Genomic DNA, 16,314 nt, shown 5'->3' with positions numbered 1-16,314 from the left:
AACTGAAACATCTAAGTACCCGGAGGAAGAGAAAGAAAAATCGATTTTCTAAGTAGCGGCGAGCGAAAGGGAAAGAGCCCAAACCAGGAACTTGTTCCTGGGGTTCGGGCGGACATAACCGGATAATAGGAAAGTTGAAGAGAGCTGGAAGGCTCCGCCAAAGAAGGTAAAAGCCCTGTAGGCGAAAGCCGAAAAATCCGAGTCCGTACCAGAGTACCACGAGACACGAGAAACCTTGTGGGAATGAGGGAGGACCACCTCCTAAGGCTAAATACTACCTGGTGACCGATAGTGAAGCAGTACCGTGAGGGAAAGGTGAAAAGAACCCCGGAAGGGGAGTGAAATAGAACCTGAAACCGTGTGTCCACAACCGATCGAAGCACTTTAACGTGCGACGATGTGCTTTTTGTAGAACGAGCCAGCGAGTTACGGTATGCAGCAAGGTTAAGCACTTAAGGTGCGGAGCCGGAGGGAAACCGAGTCTTAATAGGGCGGGAAGTTGCATGCTGTAGACCCGAAACCGAGTGACCTATCCATGGCCAGGTTGAAGCGGAAGTAAAATTCCGTGGAGGACCGAACCACGTTGGTGTTGAAAAACCATGGGATGAGCTGTGGATAGCGGAGAAATTCCAATCGAACTCGGAGATAGCTGGTTCTCCTCGAAATAGCTTTAGGGCTAGCGTCGTGAATGAGTAGTGGAGGTAGAGCACTGAATGGGATAGGGGCTGACAACAGTTACCGAACCCTATCAAACTCCGAATGCCATATACTTGAATCACGGCAGTCAGACTGCGAATGATAAGGTCCGTAGTCAAAAGGGAAACAGCCCAGATCATCAGCTAAGGTCCCAAAGTGTAAGTTAAGTGGAAAAGGATGTGGGATTTCTAAGACAACTAGGATGTTGGCTCAGAAGCAGCCACTCATTTAAAGAGTGCGTAACAGCTCACTAGTCAAGAGGTCCTGCGCCGAAAATGTCCGGGGCTAAAACTTACCACCGAAGCTATGGACCCGAAAGGGTGGTAGAGGAGCATCCTGTACGGATTGAAGCAGCACCGGAAGGAGTTGTGGACTGTACAGGAGAGAGTATGCTGGCATAAGTAGCGAGAAATAAGTGAGAATCTTATTGGTCGAAGACCTAAGGTTTCCTGGGGAAGGTTCGTCCGCCCAGGGTTAGTCGGGACCTAAGCCGAGGCCGAAAGGCGTAGGCGATGGACAATCGGTTGATATTCCGATACCGCAGTCATGCGTTTGACAGATGGGATGACGCAGAAGGATAGGATGTGCACACTGTTGGATGTGTGTCTAAGCACTGAGGCAGGTAGAGCTGGAAAATCCGCTCTATCAATGCTGGGGTGTTACAGGGATCCAATTTTGGAGAAGTATCCGATTTCACGCTGCCAAGAAAAGTCTCTATGGAGCAGGGCTGCGCCCGTACCGCAAACCGACACAGGTAGGTGAGGAGAGAATCCTAAGACCATCGGAAGAATTGTTGTTAAGGAACTAGGCAAATTAACTCCGTAACTTAGGGATAAGGAGTGCCCCGAAAGGGGCCGCAGAGAATAGGCTCAAGCAACTGTTTATCAAAAACACAGGTCTCTGCTAAAGCGAAAGCTGAAGTATAGGGGCTGACGCCTGCCCGGTGCTGGAAGGTTAAGGGGAATACTAAGCCGCAAGGCGAAGGTATGAACTTAAGCCCCAGTAAACGGCGGCCGTAACTATAACGGTCCTAAGGTAGCGAAATTCCTTGTCGGGTAAGTTCCGACCCGCACGAATGGCGTAATGATTTGAGCACTGTCTCGACAACAAATCCGGCGAAATTGTAGTGCAAGTGAAGATGCTTGCTACCCGCGATTGGACGGAAAGACCCCGTAGAGCTTTACTGCAGTTTAGCATTGAGTTTCGGTATTGTCTGTACAGGATAGGTGGGAGGCATGGAAACCAGGGCGCTAGCCTTGGCGGAGCCATCCTTGGGATACCACCCTGACAGTACTGGAATTCTAACCGGCGGCCATCACCTGGTCACGGGACATTGTTAGGCAGGCAGTTTGACTGGGGCGGTCGCCTCCAAAAGAGTAACGGAGGCGCCCAAAGGTTCCCTCAGAAGGGTCGGAAATCCTTCGAAGAGCGCAAAGGCATAAGGGAGCCTGACTGCGACACATACAGGTGGAGCAGGGACGAAAGTCGGGCTTAGTGATCCGGTGGTACCTCGTGGGAGGGCCATCGCTCAACGGATAAAAGCTACCTCGGGGATAACAGGCTGATCTCCCCCAAGAGTCCACATCGACGGGGAGGTTTGGCACCTCGATGTCGGCTCGTCGCATCCTGGGGCTGAAGTAGGTCCCAAGGGTTGGGCTGTTCGCCCATTAAAGCGGCACGCGAGCTGGGTTCAGAACGTCGTGAGACAGTTCGGTCCCTATCCGTCGCGGGCGCAGGAAATTTGAGAGGAGCTGTCCTTAGTACGAGAGGACCGGGATGGACTGACCTCTGGTGCACCAGTTGCTCCGCCAGGAGCACAGCTGGGTAGCTATGTCGGGAAGGGATAAACGCTGAAAGCATCTAAGTGTGAAGCCCACCTCAAGATTAGATTTCCCACAGCGTAAGCTGGTAAGACCCCTTGAAGAACACGAGGTTGATAGGTCAGAGGTGTAAGCATGGTGACATGTTAAGCTGACTGATACTAATAGGTCGAGGGCTTGACCAAATAAATTATGATACTGCTGTGCAATTTTCAGGGAATAGAATGATCCCTTGAAAACTACATAATCTGGCGGCAATGACGTGAAGGCAACACCCTTTCCCATTCCGAACAGGCAGGTTAAGCTTCATAGTGCCGAAAGTACTGCAGGGGAGGCCTTGTGGGAGGATAGGTAACCGCCAGGTAAGGTTAAAGGTAGATAATATAAAATTATCTACCTTTTTATTTTACAGTATACTTTTTAAAACTTTACCTATGCTGTCGTGTATTATAATATCTGCTCTATTATCGTATTGAGTTGAAGACTTGTTTATAAGAGCGAGATGTTTGCCTTTGAAATAATCTATAAGTCCGGCTGCCGGATATACAACAAGAGAAGTTCCTCCAACAATCAATAAATCCGCATTTTTAATGTAGTTTACAGACTTGTTGATTACGTCCATATTAAGCCCTTCTTCGTATAACACTACATCAGGTTTTACAATGCCTCCGCACTTGTCACACTTTGGTATGCCCTTGCTGTTCAGTATATAATCAAGATCAAATGACTTATGGCACTTTGTACAATAATTTCTGTGGATTGATCCATGAAGTTCAAGTACATTTTTAGATCCAGCCATTTGGTGCAGGCCATCTATATTTTGAGTCACGATGGCTTTCAGTTTTCCGCGCTTTTCAAGTTCAGAAAGAGCATGATGGGCGTCATTCGGTTTTGCATTTTTATATATCATCTTTGCTTTGTAAAAGTCAAAAAAATCTTCTGTGTGAGATGCAAAGAAGCTGTGGCTAAGCATTACTTCAGGCGGATAGGAAAAATTATCCTTTGTTTTATATAAGCCTGTTTCCGACCTGAAGTCAGGTATGTTTGATTCTGTTGAAACGCCGGCACCGCCAAAAAATACTATATTGTTACTTGCGTCTGTAATGGATTTTAAATTTTCATATGACATAAAAACACCTCTTTAATTAATTATTACAGCATAATGACTATTTTACCATTGGTTCAAGTATATTTACAGTGCTATTTGGACAGTCTATTTCTACTTGTGTACCAATTGGAATGGTTAGTCTTGGATATGAATGGCCACATTGAAAATTTACAATAGTAGGTTTTCCGAGGCTTATTATTCTATCATTTAGTACTTCTTCGAGGGTTAGACTTCTCTCGTAGTTTGGAAGGCTGCAACTTGTAAAATGGCCAAGTATTATGCCGTTGCATTCCTCAAGTTTTCCACATAGTGCCATTTGGGTAAGCATTTTATCTATTTTGTATGGTTCTTCGTTGACATCTTCGAGAAACAGTATTTTATCTTTTGTGTCAATTTCATAGGGGGTGCCTATAGTACCTGAGATCAGCGACAGGTTTCCGCCTACAAGAGTTCCTTTCGCACGGTTGCCATTGAAGTATGATGAATCTGAAAAATAACCTTTGAATTTTGGATTCGGAGGAGTGTTTTTTATTTTTAGGGGATTGTATCCTGAAGTCAATATTCTCAGAAAATTTTCAATGGTTACTTTGTCGTTTAGATTTGAATTGCACATAGGAGCATGGAATGTTGTTATGTTGCATTTTAAATATATAGTATTCAATAATGCAGTTATATCACTAAAACCCGCAAATATTTTTGGATTTTGCTTTATTAGGTTAAAATTTATAAAAGGCAGAATTCGCATGGTGCCGTATCCACCTCGAGTACATAATATCATGTCCACAGTTTTGTCGCAGAACATGTCCATTAAATCGTATGCACGGTCTTTGTCTTTTCCTGCAAGGTAACCCCACTTGTCATATATGTGTCTGCCCTTTTTTATATTGAAGCCAAGCTTTTTTAAAATAGTTGTGCTTTCATAAATATCTTCTTTTTTTATAGGACCAGCTGGAGATATAAGACCTATTGTATCTCCCTTTTGAAGTCTTTTTCCTAGCAAAATAATCACCAACCTTAAAATAAATCTTTTTTCTTGAGAAATATAATGGAAATTACGCATATGATGGCAGTAATTGCATATATTATCCAGAAACCATTTAGATTTTTGGCAAATGGAATTCCAAGTACATTCATTCCAAAAGATCCAAATATTATATTGGGAATTGATAAAACTATTGTTATGGAGGCCAAAAGCTTCATTACAATGTTTAGGTTATTTGATATAACGGAACCAAAAGCATCCATTGTACCTGTAAGTATGTTGTTGTATATGTTTGTCATTTCTATTGCCTGTTTATTTTCAATTATTACATCTTCAAGTATGTCTTGATCTTCCGGGTATTTTTTTAGAAGTTCAAGCTTAAGCATTTTTTCCAAGGTTATTTCATTTGCTTTAAGTGATGTAGAAAAATAGACAAGTGATTTTTCAAGAGAAAGCAGCTGTATGAATTCCTTGTTCCTCATGGACTTTTGTAATTTTTGTTCTATCATTACGCTCTTTTTATCTATTTGCCTAAGGTATAATAGATAATAGCTTGATATTCTATATAATATTTGAAGTATGAATCTGGAACGTTTAAAAGTGTAAAAGGATTTTACTTTTTTGTCTATAAAGTCTATTAATATTTTACTGTTTTTTAAGCATATAGTTATTATAGTGGATTCAGTATGAATTATACCCAGAGGATAGGAATCATACGTCAGGGAATTGTCTTCCATTTCAGTAAATGGTATATCCACTATAACGAGAAGAGTATTGTCTTCTATGTCTATACGAGATGTTTCTTCTTCATCAAGTGCAGCCTTTAAAAACTCGATAGAAACGCCGGATTCTTTGGAGGTAAGTAACAAGTCCTCTTCAGAAGGAGCTACAATGTTTATCCAGCACCCATGTTCTATTGTATCCAAAGCTTTAAGAGTACCTGATTCATCTGTGGTTTTATAAATTGAAATCATGTAATCTCCTCCTATGAATGATATTCAAAGTCTAATTTGTCATAATTATATTATAGCCTATGTGATGTATTTGTGAATACGACATTATATAATTATTATGTTATATGCTCATATTTGAAAAGATGATGGAAATATTATTAAAATAGAAAGTAACCCTATGGATTAAATGTTATTGTACTTTATAGAAAATGCAGTAAAGTTGAATAATTATCTATGTTGGAGTCAATAATTCTAATAAAGCAATTTAAGAATTAATTATTAGGGGGATAATATGAACAAAATACATTGTATTATATGTGGAAAAGTGTTAAGTGATGGTATAATGATATATAATAGAGGAATGTGTAAATGCTGCGAACAAAAGCTTATGAACATGGATGTCAATACGGATTTTTATAAATATTATGCAAGGTGTCTTAGAAAATCAATAGTGCCTTTAATAATAAGAGGAGAGGAATTAAGTTGTCAGAATTACCGCTTTTAGAAGGGGTTTTAAATTATATCAAAGAGAATAATATATCGTTTTGCATGCCCGGACATAAAAATGGCAGGGGATTTTTAAAATATGCGATTGGAAAAAAATTTTTAAACAATATAGGAAAGTTTGATATAACTGAAGTAGATGGAGTTGACAATTTACATGATCAGCATGGAATAATACTTGAAGCAAGCAAAAAACTCTCAAATTTTTATCATAGCAGTAAGTCTTATTTTCTGGTAAATGGAAGTACTTCTGGAAATATGGTAATGATATTTGCAAGCTTGAACGAAGGAGACAAAGTTATTGTAGAGAGAAATTGCCACAAGTCTATAATGAATTCAATAATAATGAGAAAACTTGTACCTGTATATGTAGAAAATACATTCAATAAGAAATTAAGTGCTCCAAGTGGATTAAACCTGGAGCATTTTTTAAAGATTGTTGAACATAATCGGGATGCCAGGGCTGTAATAGTTACATATCCAAATTATTATGGGATTTGCAGTAATTTGGAGTTTATCGTAAACACGTGTAAAAAATATAATATGAAGGTGCTTGTAGATTCAGCACATGGAGCTCATTTTGGAGTTTCACCCTGTCTTCCCGAAAGTGCTGTTAAATTAGGAGCAGATATGGTGGTTACTAGTGCCCATAAGACTCTTCCAAGTTTTACACAGACAGCGTATCTTCATGTCAATAATGAAGAGGATATTGAAAGGGCGGATTTTTATTTTAATATATTTTTAAGTACAAGCCCTTCCTATCTGGCATTGTGTTCAATGGATTATGCGCGGTTTTATCTTGAGAAAAGTGGAAGGGAGGATTATGAAAGACTTGTTTCCCTAGCAGATACATATAGAAAGAAGATAAATTCTATAGAGGGCTTGAGAATAATGGATAAAGCTTTCATAGAAAATGTAGATGATGCATGGAATATTGATACTACGAGATATGTTTTGAATTTGGAGAGAGGATATAGAGCATCCAAGCTCAGCGAATATCTTAGAAAGAATGGAATACAGATAGAAATGAATGACGGAAAAAACCTTGTTATGATTTTGTCGCCCTTTAATTTCAGGGAGGATTTTGAAAAATTGTATCAGGTTTTAAAAGGATATCCTATGCACAGTAAAAATCAGGAAATTGTGAAGTATATGTATTGTAAAATACCTGAAATGAAGGTTGTGCCGTGGAAGGTTCTGCTTGAAAAACATGAGGTTATGGATTTGGATAAGGCTGTCGGAAAAATTTGTGCCAGCAGTATAGTACCATATCCACCGGGAGTACCTGTTATATATCCGGGAGAACTTATAGATTTGGATGTGGTTTCGGTATTGGAGTATTATATAAGTGTTGGAGTAGAGTTGATTGGTTTACATGATGGAAAAATCAAGGTATTGAGTTGTTATTAGTATTTGGGAGGAGATTTGTTGATGAATGGCAGGCTAATTGTAATAGAAAGTGGATCTGACGGAAGTGGAAAAGCTACACAGTCCAGATTATTGTTTGAAAGGCTTTTAAAGGATAATTATAAGGTTAAAAAGGTTGAATTCCCAAATTATAAAAGCGGGTCATCTGAAATTATAAAGATGTATTTAAATGGAAATTTTGGAAAGAACCCTGAAGATGTAAATGCATATGCGGCTTCAACGTTTTATGCAGTGGACCGCTTTGCATCTTACAAGATGGAATGGCAGCATTTTTACAGCCAGGGAGGTATTGTAATTGCGGATAGATATACTACATCGAATATGGTTCACCAGGCATCAAAAATAGACAATGTAGATGAAAGAGATAAATTTTTAGACTGGCTTTGCAATTTGGAATATGATTTGTATGGATTGCCTAAACCTGATTGTGTTTTGTTTTTAGATATGCCCCCCAAATATAGTGCAAAACTTATGGAAAAAAGATTGAATAAATTTACAGGAAAGAAAGAAAAGGATATTCATGAAAACAACTGTGAATATCTGATGAAATGTTACAAGAATTCCATATATATAGCTGAAAAATATGGATGGAACAGAGTAAAATGTATTGAGAATGGAAAGATTGCAAATGTAGAAAAGATTCATGACAACATATATAAAATGGTTCAAAAATACATAAAATAGTATCTTAAAACATTGAGTTTATGTTAGAATTACATTAACATAGTTTTGTAAAAATTTTCAGTGGATTTTTAACACCTTTATCAAGAAGGAGGTAATTTTTATGAAATTGATTATAGCTGTTGTTCAAGACGATGATTCAGATGATTTGATGGAAAAAATAACTTCAAGTGGATTTAGAGTTACCAAACTGGCTACTACCGGTGGATTTTTACGTGCAGGTAATACTACTTTGATTATAGGATTGGATGAAAAGGATGTTGATGGAGTTGTAAAAGATATAAAGGAAGTCTGCAAAAAAAGAGAACAGATAATACCGGCTTCATCTGGTTTGTCTGGCACTGCAGACGGTTATACACATTATCCTGTTCAGGTAGAAGTAGGTGGAGCAACCGTATTTGTAGTTGACGTGGATAAGTTTATAAGAATATAATCGGGAGGAATTTTCAATTGGATTTTGGTGAAATTATCGGACATGATAGAATGAAGTTTGAAATATCGAAGGCAATAGATATGAAAAGATTTTCCCATGCGCATATTATTGTGGGGGAGGATGGAATAGGAAAAAGTATTATTGCCCGAGAAATAGCAGATAATTTAGTTGAAAATAAAAACAAAGGTCAGCATGCGGATATTATAGAGTACAGGTTGAAAAAGAAAAAAAAATCCATAGGAATAGATGATATTAAAAATATCATAGAGGAAACGGTAAAAAAGCCGTATCAGGGAAACAGAAAAGTTATTATAGTATACAAGGCGGATTTGATTACCGAGGCCGCGCAGAATGCGTTTTTAAAAACTATAGAAGAACCTTTCCCGGGAGTATATATAATATTATTGTGTGAAAAACTTGATAGTATACTTGATACTATTCAATCAAGGTGTGAAGTTCATAAGTTAAGTAGGCTCAAGAACTCACAAATAATTGAGTTCCTGGATGAAAAATTCCCCGATATGCCTCAGGAGAAAAGAAAAGCAGTTGTTGCATTTAGCGACGGCATACCGGGAAGAGCGGAAAAATTTATACAGGACAGTTCGCTTGATGAAATTAGAAATACCATACTTGAGCTTTTAAGGGCTCTTAAAAATACTCAGGTGGACATTATATATGGATATTCTTCATTCCTGTTCAGACATCGTGAAGATTGGAGAGAAATTTTTACGTGTATTTTGTCATATATAAGAGATATATTTATTTACAAGGAAACTGGCAGCAAGGGAATGATTATAAATAGTGATAAATTTAATGATATAAAAATTCTTGGAGAGATATTTTCATTTAGTAAATTAAATTGTATTATAGATATTGTAAACAAAGCTGAAAAGAAACTTGAAAGAAATGTTAACCAAAGTTTGGTTTTTGATTCAATGCTGCTTAAAATGCAGGAGGTGTAAATTATAGATGGTAACGGTTATAGGAGTGCGTTTTAAAAGTGCAGGTAAAATATATTATTTTTCACCTGGAGATTTGAATATTGCAAAAAACAGTTATGTTGTGGTTGAAACATCAAGAGGTGTGGAGTTTGGAACCTGTGTAGTGGAAGCCAAAACAGTATCTGAAAGTGATGTAATACCTCCTTTGAAAAATGTACTTAGGGTTGCAACAAAGGAAGATGAGAACAAATATGATGAAAATAAGGTAAAAGAGAAAAAGGCATTTTCCATATGTGAAGACAAGATAGTGCAGCACAATTTAAAAATGAAACTCATAGATGTTGAATATACGTTTGACAACAATAAAGTTATATTTTATTTTACAGCAGACGGACGTGTAGATTTTAGAGAACTTGTAAAGGATCTGGCATCGATATTCAGGACGAGGATAGAGCTCAGACAGATAGGAGTCAGAGATGAAGCAAAAATGATAGGTGGTCTTGGACCATGTGGAAGAGCTATGTGTTGTTCCACCTTTCTGGGTGATTTTGCTCCTGTTTCAATAAAAATGGCAAAGGAGCAGAATTTATCTCTGAATCCAACAAAAATTTCCGGTATATGTGGAAGGCTTATGTGCTGTTTGAACTATGAGCAGGCAGCATATGAGGATATAAGAATACGTCTTCCTAAAGTAAGGTCCATCGTGTCAACTCCATATGGTAAAGGTGAAGTGCTTGACAATTCGGTGGTGCAGGAAAACGTAAAGGTGAAGATTAAAAATAAAGACGGGGAGGATGTTGCAAAGAACGTCTCTATAAAAGATATAAAATTGATTTCGGGGAGTTATGAAGGCAGTATAAGTGAAGACGAAATTGGAGCGGATGATCAGAAACATAAGATGAAAGATGTTGATATAATAAAGAAACTCTTTAAGGATAAATAGGGGGATTATTTAGCATGAAATCTATATTTAAAATTGCAAATATGAGTACTACTGAAGATATAAATAAAGTAAGGCATGCAATATCAATGAATGAGGGAGTAGTGGCATGTCAGATAAATTCTGAAAAGAAAGATATAAGTGTAGTATATGATGATTATTTTGTAACAGAAGAAAGACTTATTCAATCCATTGAGAATTTGGGGTATGTAGTGTTTTAAATTTAACTTTCAAAAAGTATATAATTATGATAGAATATCAACGAAGAATGTTTTATGATACTTATTTTATTAAGGAGGTTTTTGATATGGCATATAAAATTACTGATGCATGTGTAAGTTGTGGAGCCTGTGCTTCGGAGTGTCCTGTTGAAGCAATAAGCCAGGGAGACACTCAGTTTGTAATAGATGGAGATACTTGCATTGATTGTGGAAATTGTGCTAATGTATGTCCAGTAGGAGCACCAACTCAGGAAGACTAATTTTTAAGAAGACCGCCTTTAGGTGGTCTTTTTAAATGCAAAAAATTACATGTTAATCGAATAGATTGTTAAAAAATTAATTTAGAATAACTCACTTAAATAATTTTATATAAAGCAAATATTTATATTAAAGACTGGTTTAATTTATACGATTATTTATTTAGACAGTTAATTATGCTGAAAACGAGAATTAAATTAACTAGATGGAGGAGAAAAATGGATATATCTGTTATTGTTTTCTTGATTTTTGGAATTCTATCCATACTTGTTGGATATATATTAGAAGGTGGATCGGCTCTTGCACTTTTAGGCGCTACTGCAGCCATGATAGTTTTTGGAGGAACTATAGGAGCCGTTGGACTGTCTTTTCCGGTTGATACATTAAAAAGAATTCCAAAAATGTTCAAGGTACTTTTAAATCCTAGAAAAGCAGATTTACCAGCTTTAATTTCATATTTTAAAGATGTATCCTATAAAACCAGGAAAAATGGATTATTGAGTTTGGAAGGAGAAATTTCAAATGATCCAAATATTGATCCATTTATAAAAAAGGGACTTCAACTTGTTGTGGATGGAGTTGATCCACAGGCTGTGAGAAGTATACTTGAGTTAGAATTGGAATCTACATCTGACAGGCATATGGAAGGTTGTAATGTATTTGAAAGTGCAGGAGGATATGCACCTACCATGGGTATTGTAGGTACGGTTATGGGACTTGTGCACGTTTTAGGAAATCTTGAGGACACATCAACACTGGGTGCAAAGATAGCAACAGCATTTCTGGCTACATTGTATGGTATAGGATCAGCCAATTTGTTATGGCTTCCTATAGGTAACAGGTTAAAGGAAGAGGATAATAAGGAAGTTAAAGAAAAAACACTCATAATTGAAGCAATACTCTACATTCAGGAAGGAATAAACCCAAATACAATAGCTGAGAAATTAAAAAGTTTCTTGAATAAAGAAGAATTGTCCAAATTTGAACAAATGGATGGGAAGGCTGAAGTATGAAAAAAAGACCGGAAAAAAAAGCTGATGGATTAAGATGGATGCTTACTTATTCTGATCTGATAACATTGCTCATGATATTTTTTATTGTTATGTATTCTATGAGTCAGGTAGACCAAAACAAATACAAACAAGTGGCACAATCCCTTAGTGTAGCTATGGGGGGAGGAAAAAGTATAATAGGTGCGGATAATACGGCAAGTATCAATGAGCATGTAAGTGAAGTGGATCCAAGCAATCCAGAACAGAGTGAGCAGCAGAAGCTTAGCGCACTTCAAAAGCAGGTTAATACATATTTAAAGCAAAATGGGCTCAGCAGCAGTGTAGGTACAAATATTGATGAAAGAGGTTTGGTCGTAAGTATAAACGACAGCTTGTTTTTTGATGAAGGTAATGCTGCAATAAAGCCTCAAATTCAGACTAAACTAATTGGGATAGGCAAAATAATAAACAAACTTGGTAATTCAATAAGAGTGGAAGGACATACGGATAATATACCGATTAACAATGGGCAGTATTCATCCAATTGGCAGCTTTCAGCAATAAGAGCGGCAAATGTGGTGCAGTTTTTTCAGTCAAAAGTTGGAATAAAACCAGAAAAATTATCAGTTGGCGGGTATGGAGAGTATAAACCGGTGGCAGCTAATTCCACAGATTCTGGAAGAGCAAGAAATAGAAGAGTTGATATTATAATACTTAGCAGCAAGTTTGATCAAATGGAGCACAATGATGACGAGAACAAGTCCGGCAACAGTGAAAATACCAATATAAATACCAAGCAGAAATAAGGCTTATTTGACAACTGTTTGTAATTACATTAAAATTATAGATGCTTTGTATGTTATTTATATGTTAGAAAGAAGATTAATTGTATATGGATTTGAAACTTGTCAAGGAAGATGAAACACTTGATGATTTACAACTGAATGGAATACATATAATACAGAAAAAGGATGCATTCAGATTTGGAGTGGATGCGGTTCTGCTTGCCAATTTCGCCAGTGTAAAGGAAAATATGAGTGTAATTGATTTGTGCAGTGGCAATGGTATAGTTCCGCTTATAATATGTGGCAAGACAAAGGCCGGTCACGTGACTGGAGTAGAGGTTCAGCAGGATATGAGCGATATGGCCCGCAGGTCTGCAATTTATAATAATATGACGGATAGACTTGAATTTGTTCATGGAGATATAACTGATTTGGATATGCTGCAAGGTTTACCGAAATGTGATGCAGTAACAGTCAATCCTCCGTACAAGCTCAGAAATTCTGGAATTATAAGTGAGAATGACAAAGATGCCATAGCAAGGCATGAAATATTATGTACGCTGGAAGATGTAATAAAGGCATGTAAAACTGTGCTCAAGGAAAATGGAAAAGTATACATGATACACAGGCCTAACAGGATTCCGGATATAATGTGTCTTATGCGAAAATATAAAATAGAACCAAAGCTTATGAGAATGATTTATCCCAATTCAAAAAAAGCACCGAATATGATACTTGTAGAGGGAAGAAATAATGGAGGTCAGTTCCTAAAGTGGCTTAAACCGCTTTATGTTCATAATGATCAGGGTGGATATACAGATGAAATAAAAAAAATATATGGTAGAGATGGAAATGATAGTTATGAACCCAGGTAAACTTTTTTTGGTTCCAACGCCAATAGGAAATTTACAGGATATGACTCTCAGGGCACTTGATGTTTTGAAGAAGGTTGATTTGGTGGCGGCAGAAGATACGAGACAGAGTTTAAAGCTATTGAATCATTTCAACATAAAGAAGCCTCTTGTTAGTTATCATAAATTCAATGAAACTGTAAAAAGCGGAAATATAATAGAACAGCTTAAGGCGGGCAGGAATATAGCGCTTGTAAGTGATGCCGGTACTCCGGGAATTTCAGATCCGGGAGACATAATAGTTAAAAAGTGCATAGAGGCGGGAATTGAATTTGAAGTTCTTACTGGTGCTACAGCAGTTACAACGGCACTTGTGTATTCAGGGCTTGATAAAAGCATGTTTACGTTTGTTGGATTTTTGCCGCGGGATAATAAAGCTAGAAATGAAATTATTGAAAAATTAAAGAATCGAGAAGACACTCTTATATTTTATGAATCGCCTTATAGAGTTAAAGCACTTCTTCTATTCTTAAGAGAAAAATTAGGAAATAGAAAAGTGGCCCTATGTAGAGAACTTACGAAGCTTCATGAAGAAATCCTGAGATTTACTATTGATGAGGCTATAAGTTATTATGAAGAAAATGAAGCAAAAGGCGAATTTGTATTGGTGGTAAGTGGAAAAACCAAGGAAGAAATTTTAGAGGAAAAGAAAATTGCATGGCAGGATATATCTATTGAAGAACATATAAAGACTTATATGGATAAGGGTTTGAGCAAAAAAGATTCAATCAAAATGGTTTCTCACGATAGAAACTTACGTAAATCTGAAGTTTATAAACATTCTATAGGATTATAGTAATGGCTTTTCTAAAATTTAAAATATCCATTGAGAAATAATTATTTTAAATTGATTTATTAAAAAAATAGTTGCAAAAAAAATTGCGATTTATTAATAAAAACCGGTGTATAATTTAAAATTATGATATTTTGTAAAAAAATCTTCGTAAAAGTTGTTAAATTATCAATGTTAATGTTATAATATAAAATGTAGTTTTTAATTTTGATTAAAGTTTATAAATTAAATATGAATTTTATATCTATATAGTAAAAAGTATAGCTTTACATTTAATAATTTCTGAATCAAATCTTGAATTGTATCTGACATAAAAATAGATATTTAATTTCAAGACTTTTTAATATTTGATATAGTTTAGGACATGATGATTTTAGGTCTTGGAGTTTTTTATATAAATCAAACAATAGGAAAACTTATAATGAAAAACATAGGGAGGTAGGGAATGAATAAAAAAACAATGTCTGTTATGCTCGCATTGACATTGACATTAGCTACTTGTGGAAGTGCTTTTGCAGCACCGAGTAGTACAAGTTCTCTTGATGGAGTCAAGCAGCAGAGACAAGAATTACAAGTTAAAGTAGAAAAACTTGATAATCAGATATCACAGGTGATGGCTGAAGTTAATAAGAATAAAAGTAGTATTGAAACAATAACTAAAAGCATAGAAAAAAACAAGAAGAACCTAGCCGATGCAGAAGAAAGTATAAATGTGCAGCAGCAGTTATTTAATGAAAGAGCAAGGGCAATGTACATAAACGGAGTTGATAGTTATTTGGGTGTAATATTAAATTCAAATAGCTTGAATGATTTTGTTTCAAGAGTGGATACGGTTAAAAGGGTAATGTCTTATGACAAGGGTGTCATAAATGATTTAAAAGCTAAGAAGGATGAGTTAGCTGAAGAAAAAGAAAAATTGAATACTGAAAATAATAAGCTTATGGCTCTCAAATCTGAAAATGAAGAGAAATTGTCCAAGCTTAATAGTGATAAATCGACTCAGAAAAAATTAATAGCAGATTTGGATAAAAAAGAACAGTCTCTTGAAGCTGCTTCTGTAAATACTGAAACTAATAAATCGGTAGCATTGGCATCTCAAAATGTTCAGAAAATTAAACAGACAGTATCAAGGGGAGGAACAGCTTCTGCTACTTCAAGTGCTGTAGTTGCATATGCATCTCAGTTTATGGGAGTACCATATTTATGGGGAGGAACAACACCTTCGGGATTTGATTGCTCGGGTTTTGTTCAATATGTATATGCCCATTTTGGAGTTTCACTTCCTAGAGTTTCCCAGTCGCAGCAGGGTGTTGGAACGGCTGTTTCAAGACAAAATCTTCAGCCGGGAGACCTTGTGTTCTTTGGTTCACCTGCATATCATGTAGGTATATATGTAGGAAATGGATCGTATATAAATGCGCCTAAAACAGGAGACGTGGTTAAGATATCTTCAGTAGACAGGTCTGATTTCAGCGGAGGAAGAAGAGTACTGAGATAAATAGAAATGAATTGAATTTGAAAAGTATAACTTTTAAATACAAAAACCCAACTTAATTGTTGGGTTTTTGTATTTAAAATGATTAACGTCCCTCTTTTAATTCATTAAGACAGTTCTTACAAATATTTTTTCCTTTGTAGTTTACAACATCTCTTGCATCACCACAGAAAATACATGCTGGTTCATATTTCTTTAATATAATCTGTTCTCCGTCTACATATATTTCTAATGCATCTTTTTCTGCAATATCCAAAGTTCTTCTTAGTTCTATGGGAATTACAATTCTTCCTAGTTCGTCCACTCTTCTTACAACACCTGTTGATTTCATTTAATTTCCTCCCTTAATTCCATAATTCGACATGAATACAAT

General features: G+C 36.4%; 17 protein-coding genes and 2 rRNA genes. 15 read left to right on the top strand and 4 right to left on the bottom strand.

Translation table 11 applies throughout. From position 1 onward, the window contains the following. Both AC4CVH_RS11070 and rrf read left to right on the top strand, forming a co-directional pair. Positions 1–2,701, top strand: a 23S ribosomal RNA gene (locus AC4CVH_RS11070); the annotation flags it as partial. Positions 2,702–2,763: 62 nt separating this feature from the next. Next, positions 2,764–2,880: ribosomal RNA gene (gene rrf, locus AC4CVH_RS11065) — 5S ribosomal RNA — on the top strand. Positions 2,881–2,922: 42 nt separating this feature from the next. Here the strand turns inward: rrf and AC4CVH_RS11060 are convergent. From AC4CVH_RS11060 to AC4CVH_RS11050, 3 genes are read right to left on the bottom strand one after another with little or no spacing between them, the layout of a single operon-like run. Beyond that, on the bottom strand, positions 2,923–3,645 hold the full coding sequence (locus AC4CVH_RS11060; protein WP_490787819.1) for an NAD-dependent protein deacylase: 723 nt from the start codon (positions 3,643–3,645) through the stop codon (positions 2,923–2,925). Positions 3,646–3,682: 37 nt separating this feature from the next. Continuing rightward, positions 3,683–4,624 (bottom strand): S66 peptidase family protein, encoded by a 942-nt coding sequence (locus AC4CVH_RS11055; protein WP_490787818.1) that lies wholly within the window; start codon positions 4,622–4,624, stop codon positions 3,683–3,685. A 14-nt stretch (positions 4,625–4,638) separates the two neighbouring features. Next, a complete protein-coding gene (locus AC4CVH_RS11050; RefSeq protein ID WP_490787817.1) occupies positions 4,639–5,580 on the bottom strand; it encodes a magnesium transporter CorA family protein in 942 nt (313 codons plus the stop codon). 271 nt (positions 5,581–5,851) lie between these two features. On the opposite strand from AC4CVH_RS11050, the gene AC4CVH_RS11045 reads away from it, so the two are divergent. The 13 genes from AC4CVH_RS11045 to AC4CVH_RS10985 all read left to right on the top strand — a co-directional run bounded on the left by AC4CVH_RS11045 (position 5,852) and on the right by AC4CVH_RS10985 (position 15,944). Then, positions 5,852–6,064: a sigma factor G inhibitor Gin gene (locus AC4CVH_RS11045; RefSeq protein WP_490787816.1), complete on the top strand. Its 213-nt coding sequence runs from the start codon at positions 5,852–5,854 to the stop codon at positions 6,062–6,064. After that, positions 6,043–7,473, top strand: coding sequence for an aminotransferase class I/II-fold pyridoxal phosphate-dependent enzyme (locus AC4CVH_RS11040; protein WP_490787815.1), 1,431 nt, complete (start codon positions 6,043–6,045; stop codon positions 7,471–7,473). Before AC4CVH_RS11045 ends, AC4CVH_RS11040 begins: the two co-directional genes overlap by 22 nt. Positions 7,474–7,491: 18 nt before the next feature. After that, on the top strand, positions 7,492–8,175 hold the full coding sequence (locus AC4CVH_RS11035; RefSeq protein WP_490787814.1) for a dTMP kinase: 684 nt from the start codon (positions 7,492–7,494) through the stop codon (positions 8,173–8,175). A gap of 100 nt (positions 8,176–8,275) precedes the next feature. Beyond that, the gene (darA, locus tag AC4CVH_RS11030) at positions 8,276–8,605 is read left to right on the top strand and encodes a cyclic di-AMP receptor DarA (RefSeq protein ID WP_490787813.1); all 330 of its coding nucleotides are present in this window, start codon (positions 8,276–8,278) and stop codon (positions 8,603–8,605) included. Positions 8,606–8,622: 17 nt separating this feature from the next. After that, entirely contained in the window at positions 8,623–9,567 is a 945-nt protein-coding gene (locus AC4CVH_RS11025; protein ID WP_490787812.1) for a DNA polymerase III subunit delta', read from the top strand. Positions 9,568–9,574: 7 nt separating this feature from the next. Continuing rightward, positions 9,575–10,489: a PSP1 domain-containing protein gene (locus AC4CVH_RS11020; RefSeq protein WP_490787811.1), complete on the top strand. Its 915-nt coding sequence runs from the start codon at positions 9,575–9,577 to the stop codon at positions 10,487–10,489. Between the two features lie 14 nt (positions 10,490–10,503). Next, complete coding sequence (locus AC4CVH_RS11015; protein WP_490787810.1) at positions 10,504–10,707, top strand: heavy-metal-associated domain-containing protein; 204 nt, start codon at positions 10,504–10,506, stop codon at positions 10,705–10,707. A gap of 86 nt (positions 10,708–10,793) precedes the next feature. Continuing rightward, positions 10,794–10,967 (top strand): 4Fe-4S ferredoxin, encoded by a 174-nt coding sequence (gene fdxA / locus AC4CVH_RS11010; RefSeq protein ID WP_490787809.1) that lies wholly within the window; start codon positions 10,794–10,796, stop codon positions 10,965–10,967. Between the two features lie 216 nt (positions 10,968–11,183). Further along, positions 11,184–11,978, top strand: a complete 795-nt coding sequence (locus AC4CVH_RS11005; RefSeq protein ID WP_490787808.1) for a flagellar motor protein — start codon at positions 11,184–11,186, stop codon at positions 11,976–11,978. Continuing rightward, on the top strand, positions 11,975–12,763 hold the full coding sequence (locus AC4CVH_RS11000) for an OmpA/MotB family protein (protein WP_490787807.1): 789 nt from the start codon (positions 11,975–11,977) through the stop codon (positions 12,761–12,763). The genes AC4CVH_RS11005 and AC4CVH_RS11000 overlap by 4 nt, the downstream gene beginning before the upstream one ends. A gap of 86 nt (positions 12,764–12,849) precedes the next feature. Further along, on the top strand, positions 12,850–13,617 hold the full coding sequence (locus AC4CVH_RS10995; protein ID WP_490787806.1) for a tRNA1(Val) (adenine(37)-N6)-methyltransferase: 768 nt from the start codon (positions 12,850–12,852) through the stop codon (positions 13,615–13,617). Then, a complete protein-coding gene (gene rsmI, locus AC4CVH_RS10990; protein ID WP_490787805.1) occupies positions 13,595–14,449 on the top strand; it encodes a 16S rRNA (cytidine(1402)-2'-O)-methyltransferase in 855 nt (284 codons plus the stop codon). The genes AC4CVH_RS10995 and rsmI overlap by 23 nt, the downstream gene beginning before the upstream one ends. Positions 14,450–14,891: 442 nt before the next feature. Then, on the top strand, positions 14,892–15,944 hold the full coding sequence (locus AC4CVH_RS10985) for a C40 family peptidase (RefSeq protein WP_490787804.1): 1,053 nt from the start codon (positions 14,892–14,894) through the stop codon (positions 15,942–15,944). Between the two features lie 82 nt (positions 15,945–16,026). Here AC4CVH_RS10985 and AC4CVH_RS10980 read toward each other — a convergent pair whose 3' ends face one another. Beyond that, positions 16,027–16,272 carry an AbrB/MazE/SpoVT family DNA-binding domain-containing protein gene (locus tag AC4CVH_RS10980; protein WP_017750898.1) on the bottom strand — a complete coding sequence of 82 codons (246 nt, stop codon included), beginning with the start codon at positions 16,270–16,272 and terminating at the stop codon, positions 16,027–16,029. Positions 16,273–16,314: the final 42 nt, after the last annotated feature.

Source organism: Clostridium pabulibutyricum (assembly GCF_058242705.1).
Note: the sequence above shows the minus strand (reverse complement) of the source record. Positions and strands in the feature narration are given on the sequence as shown.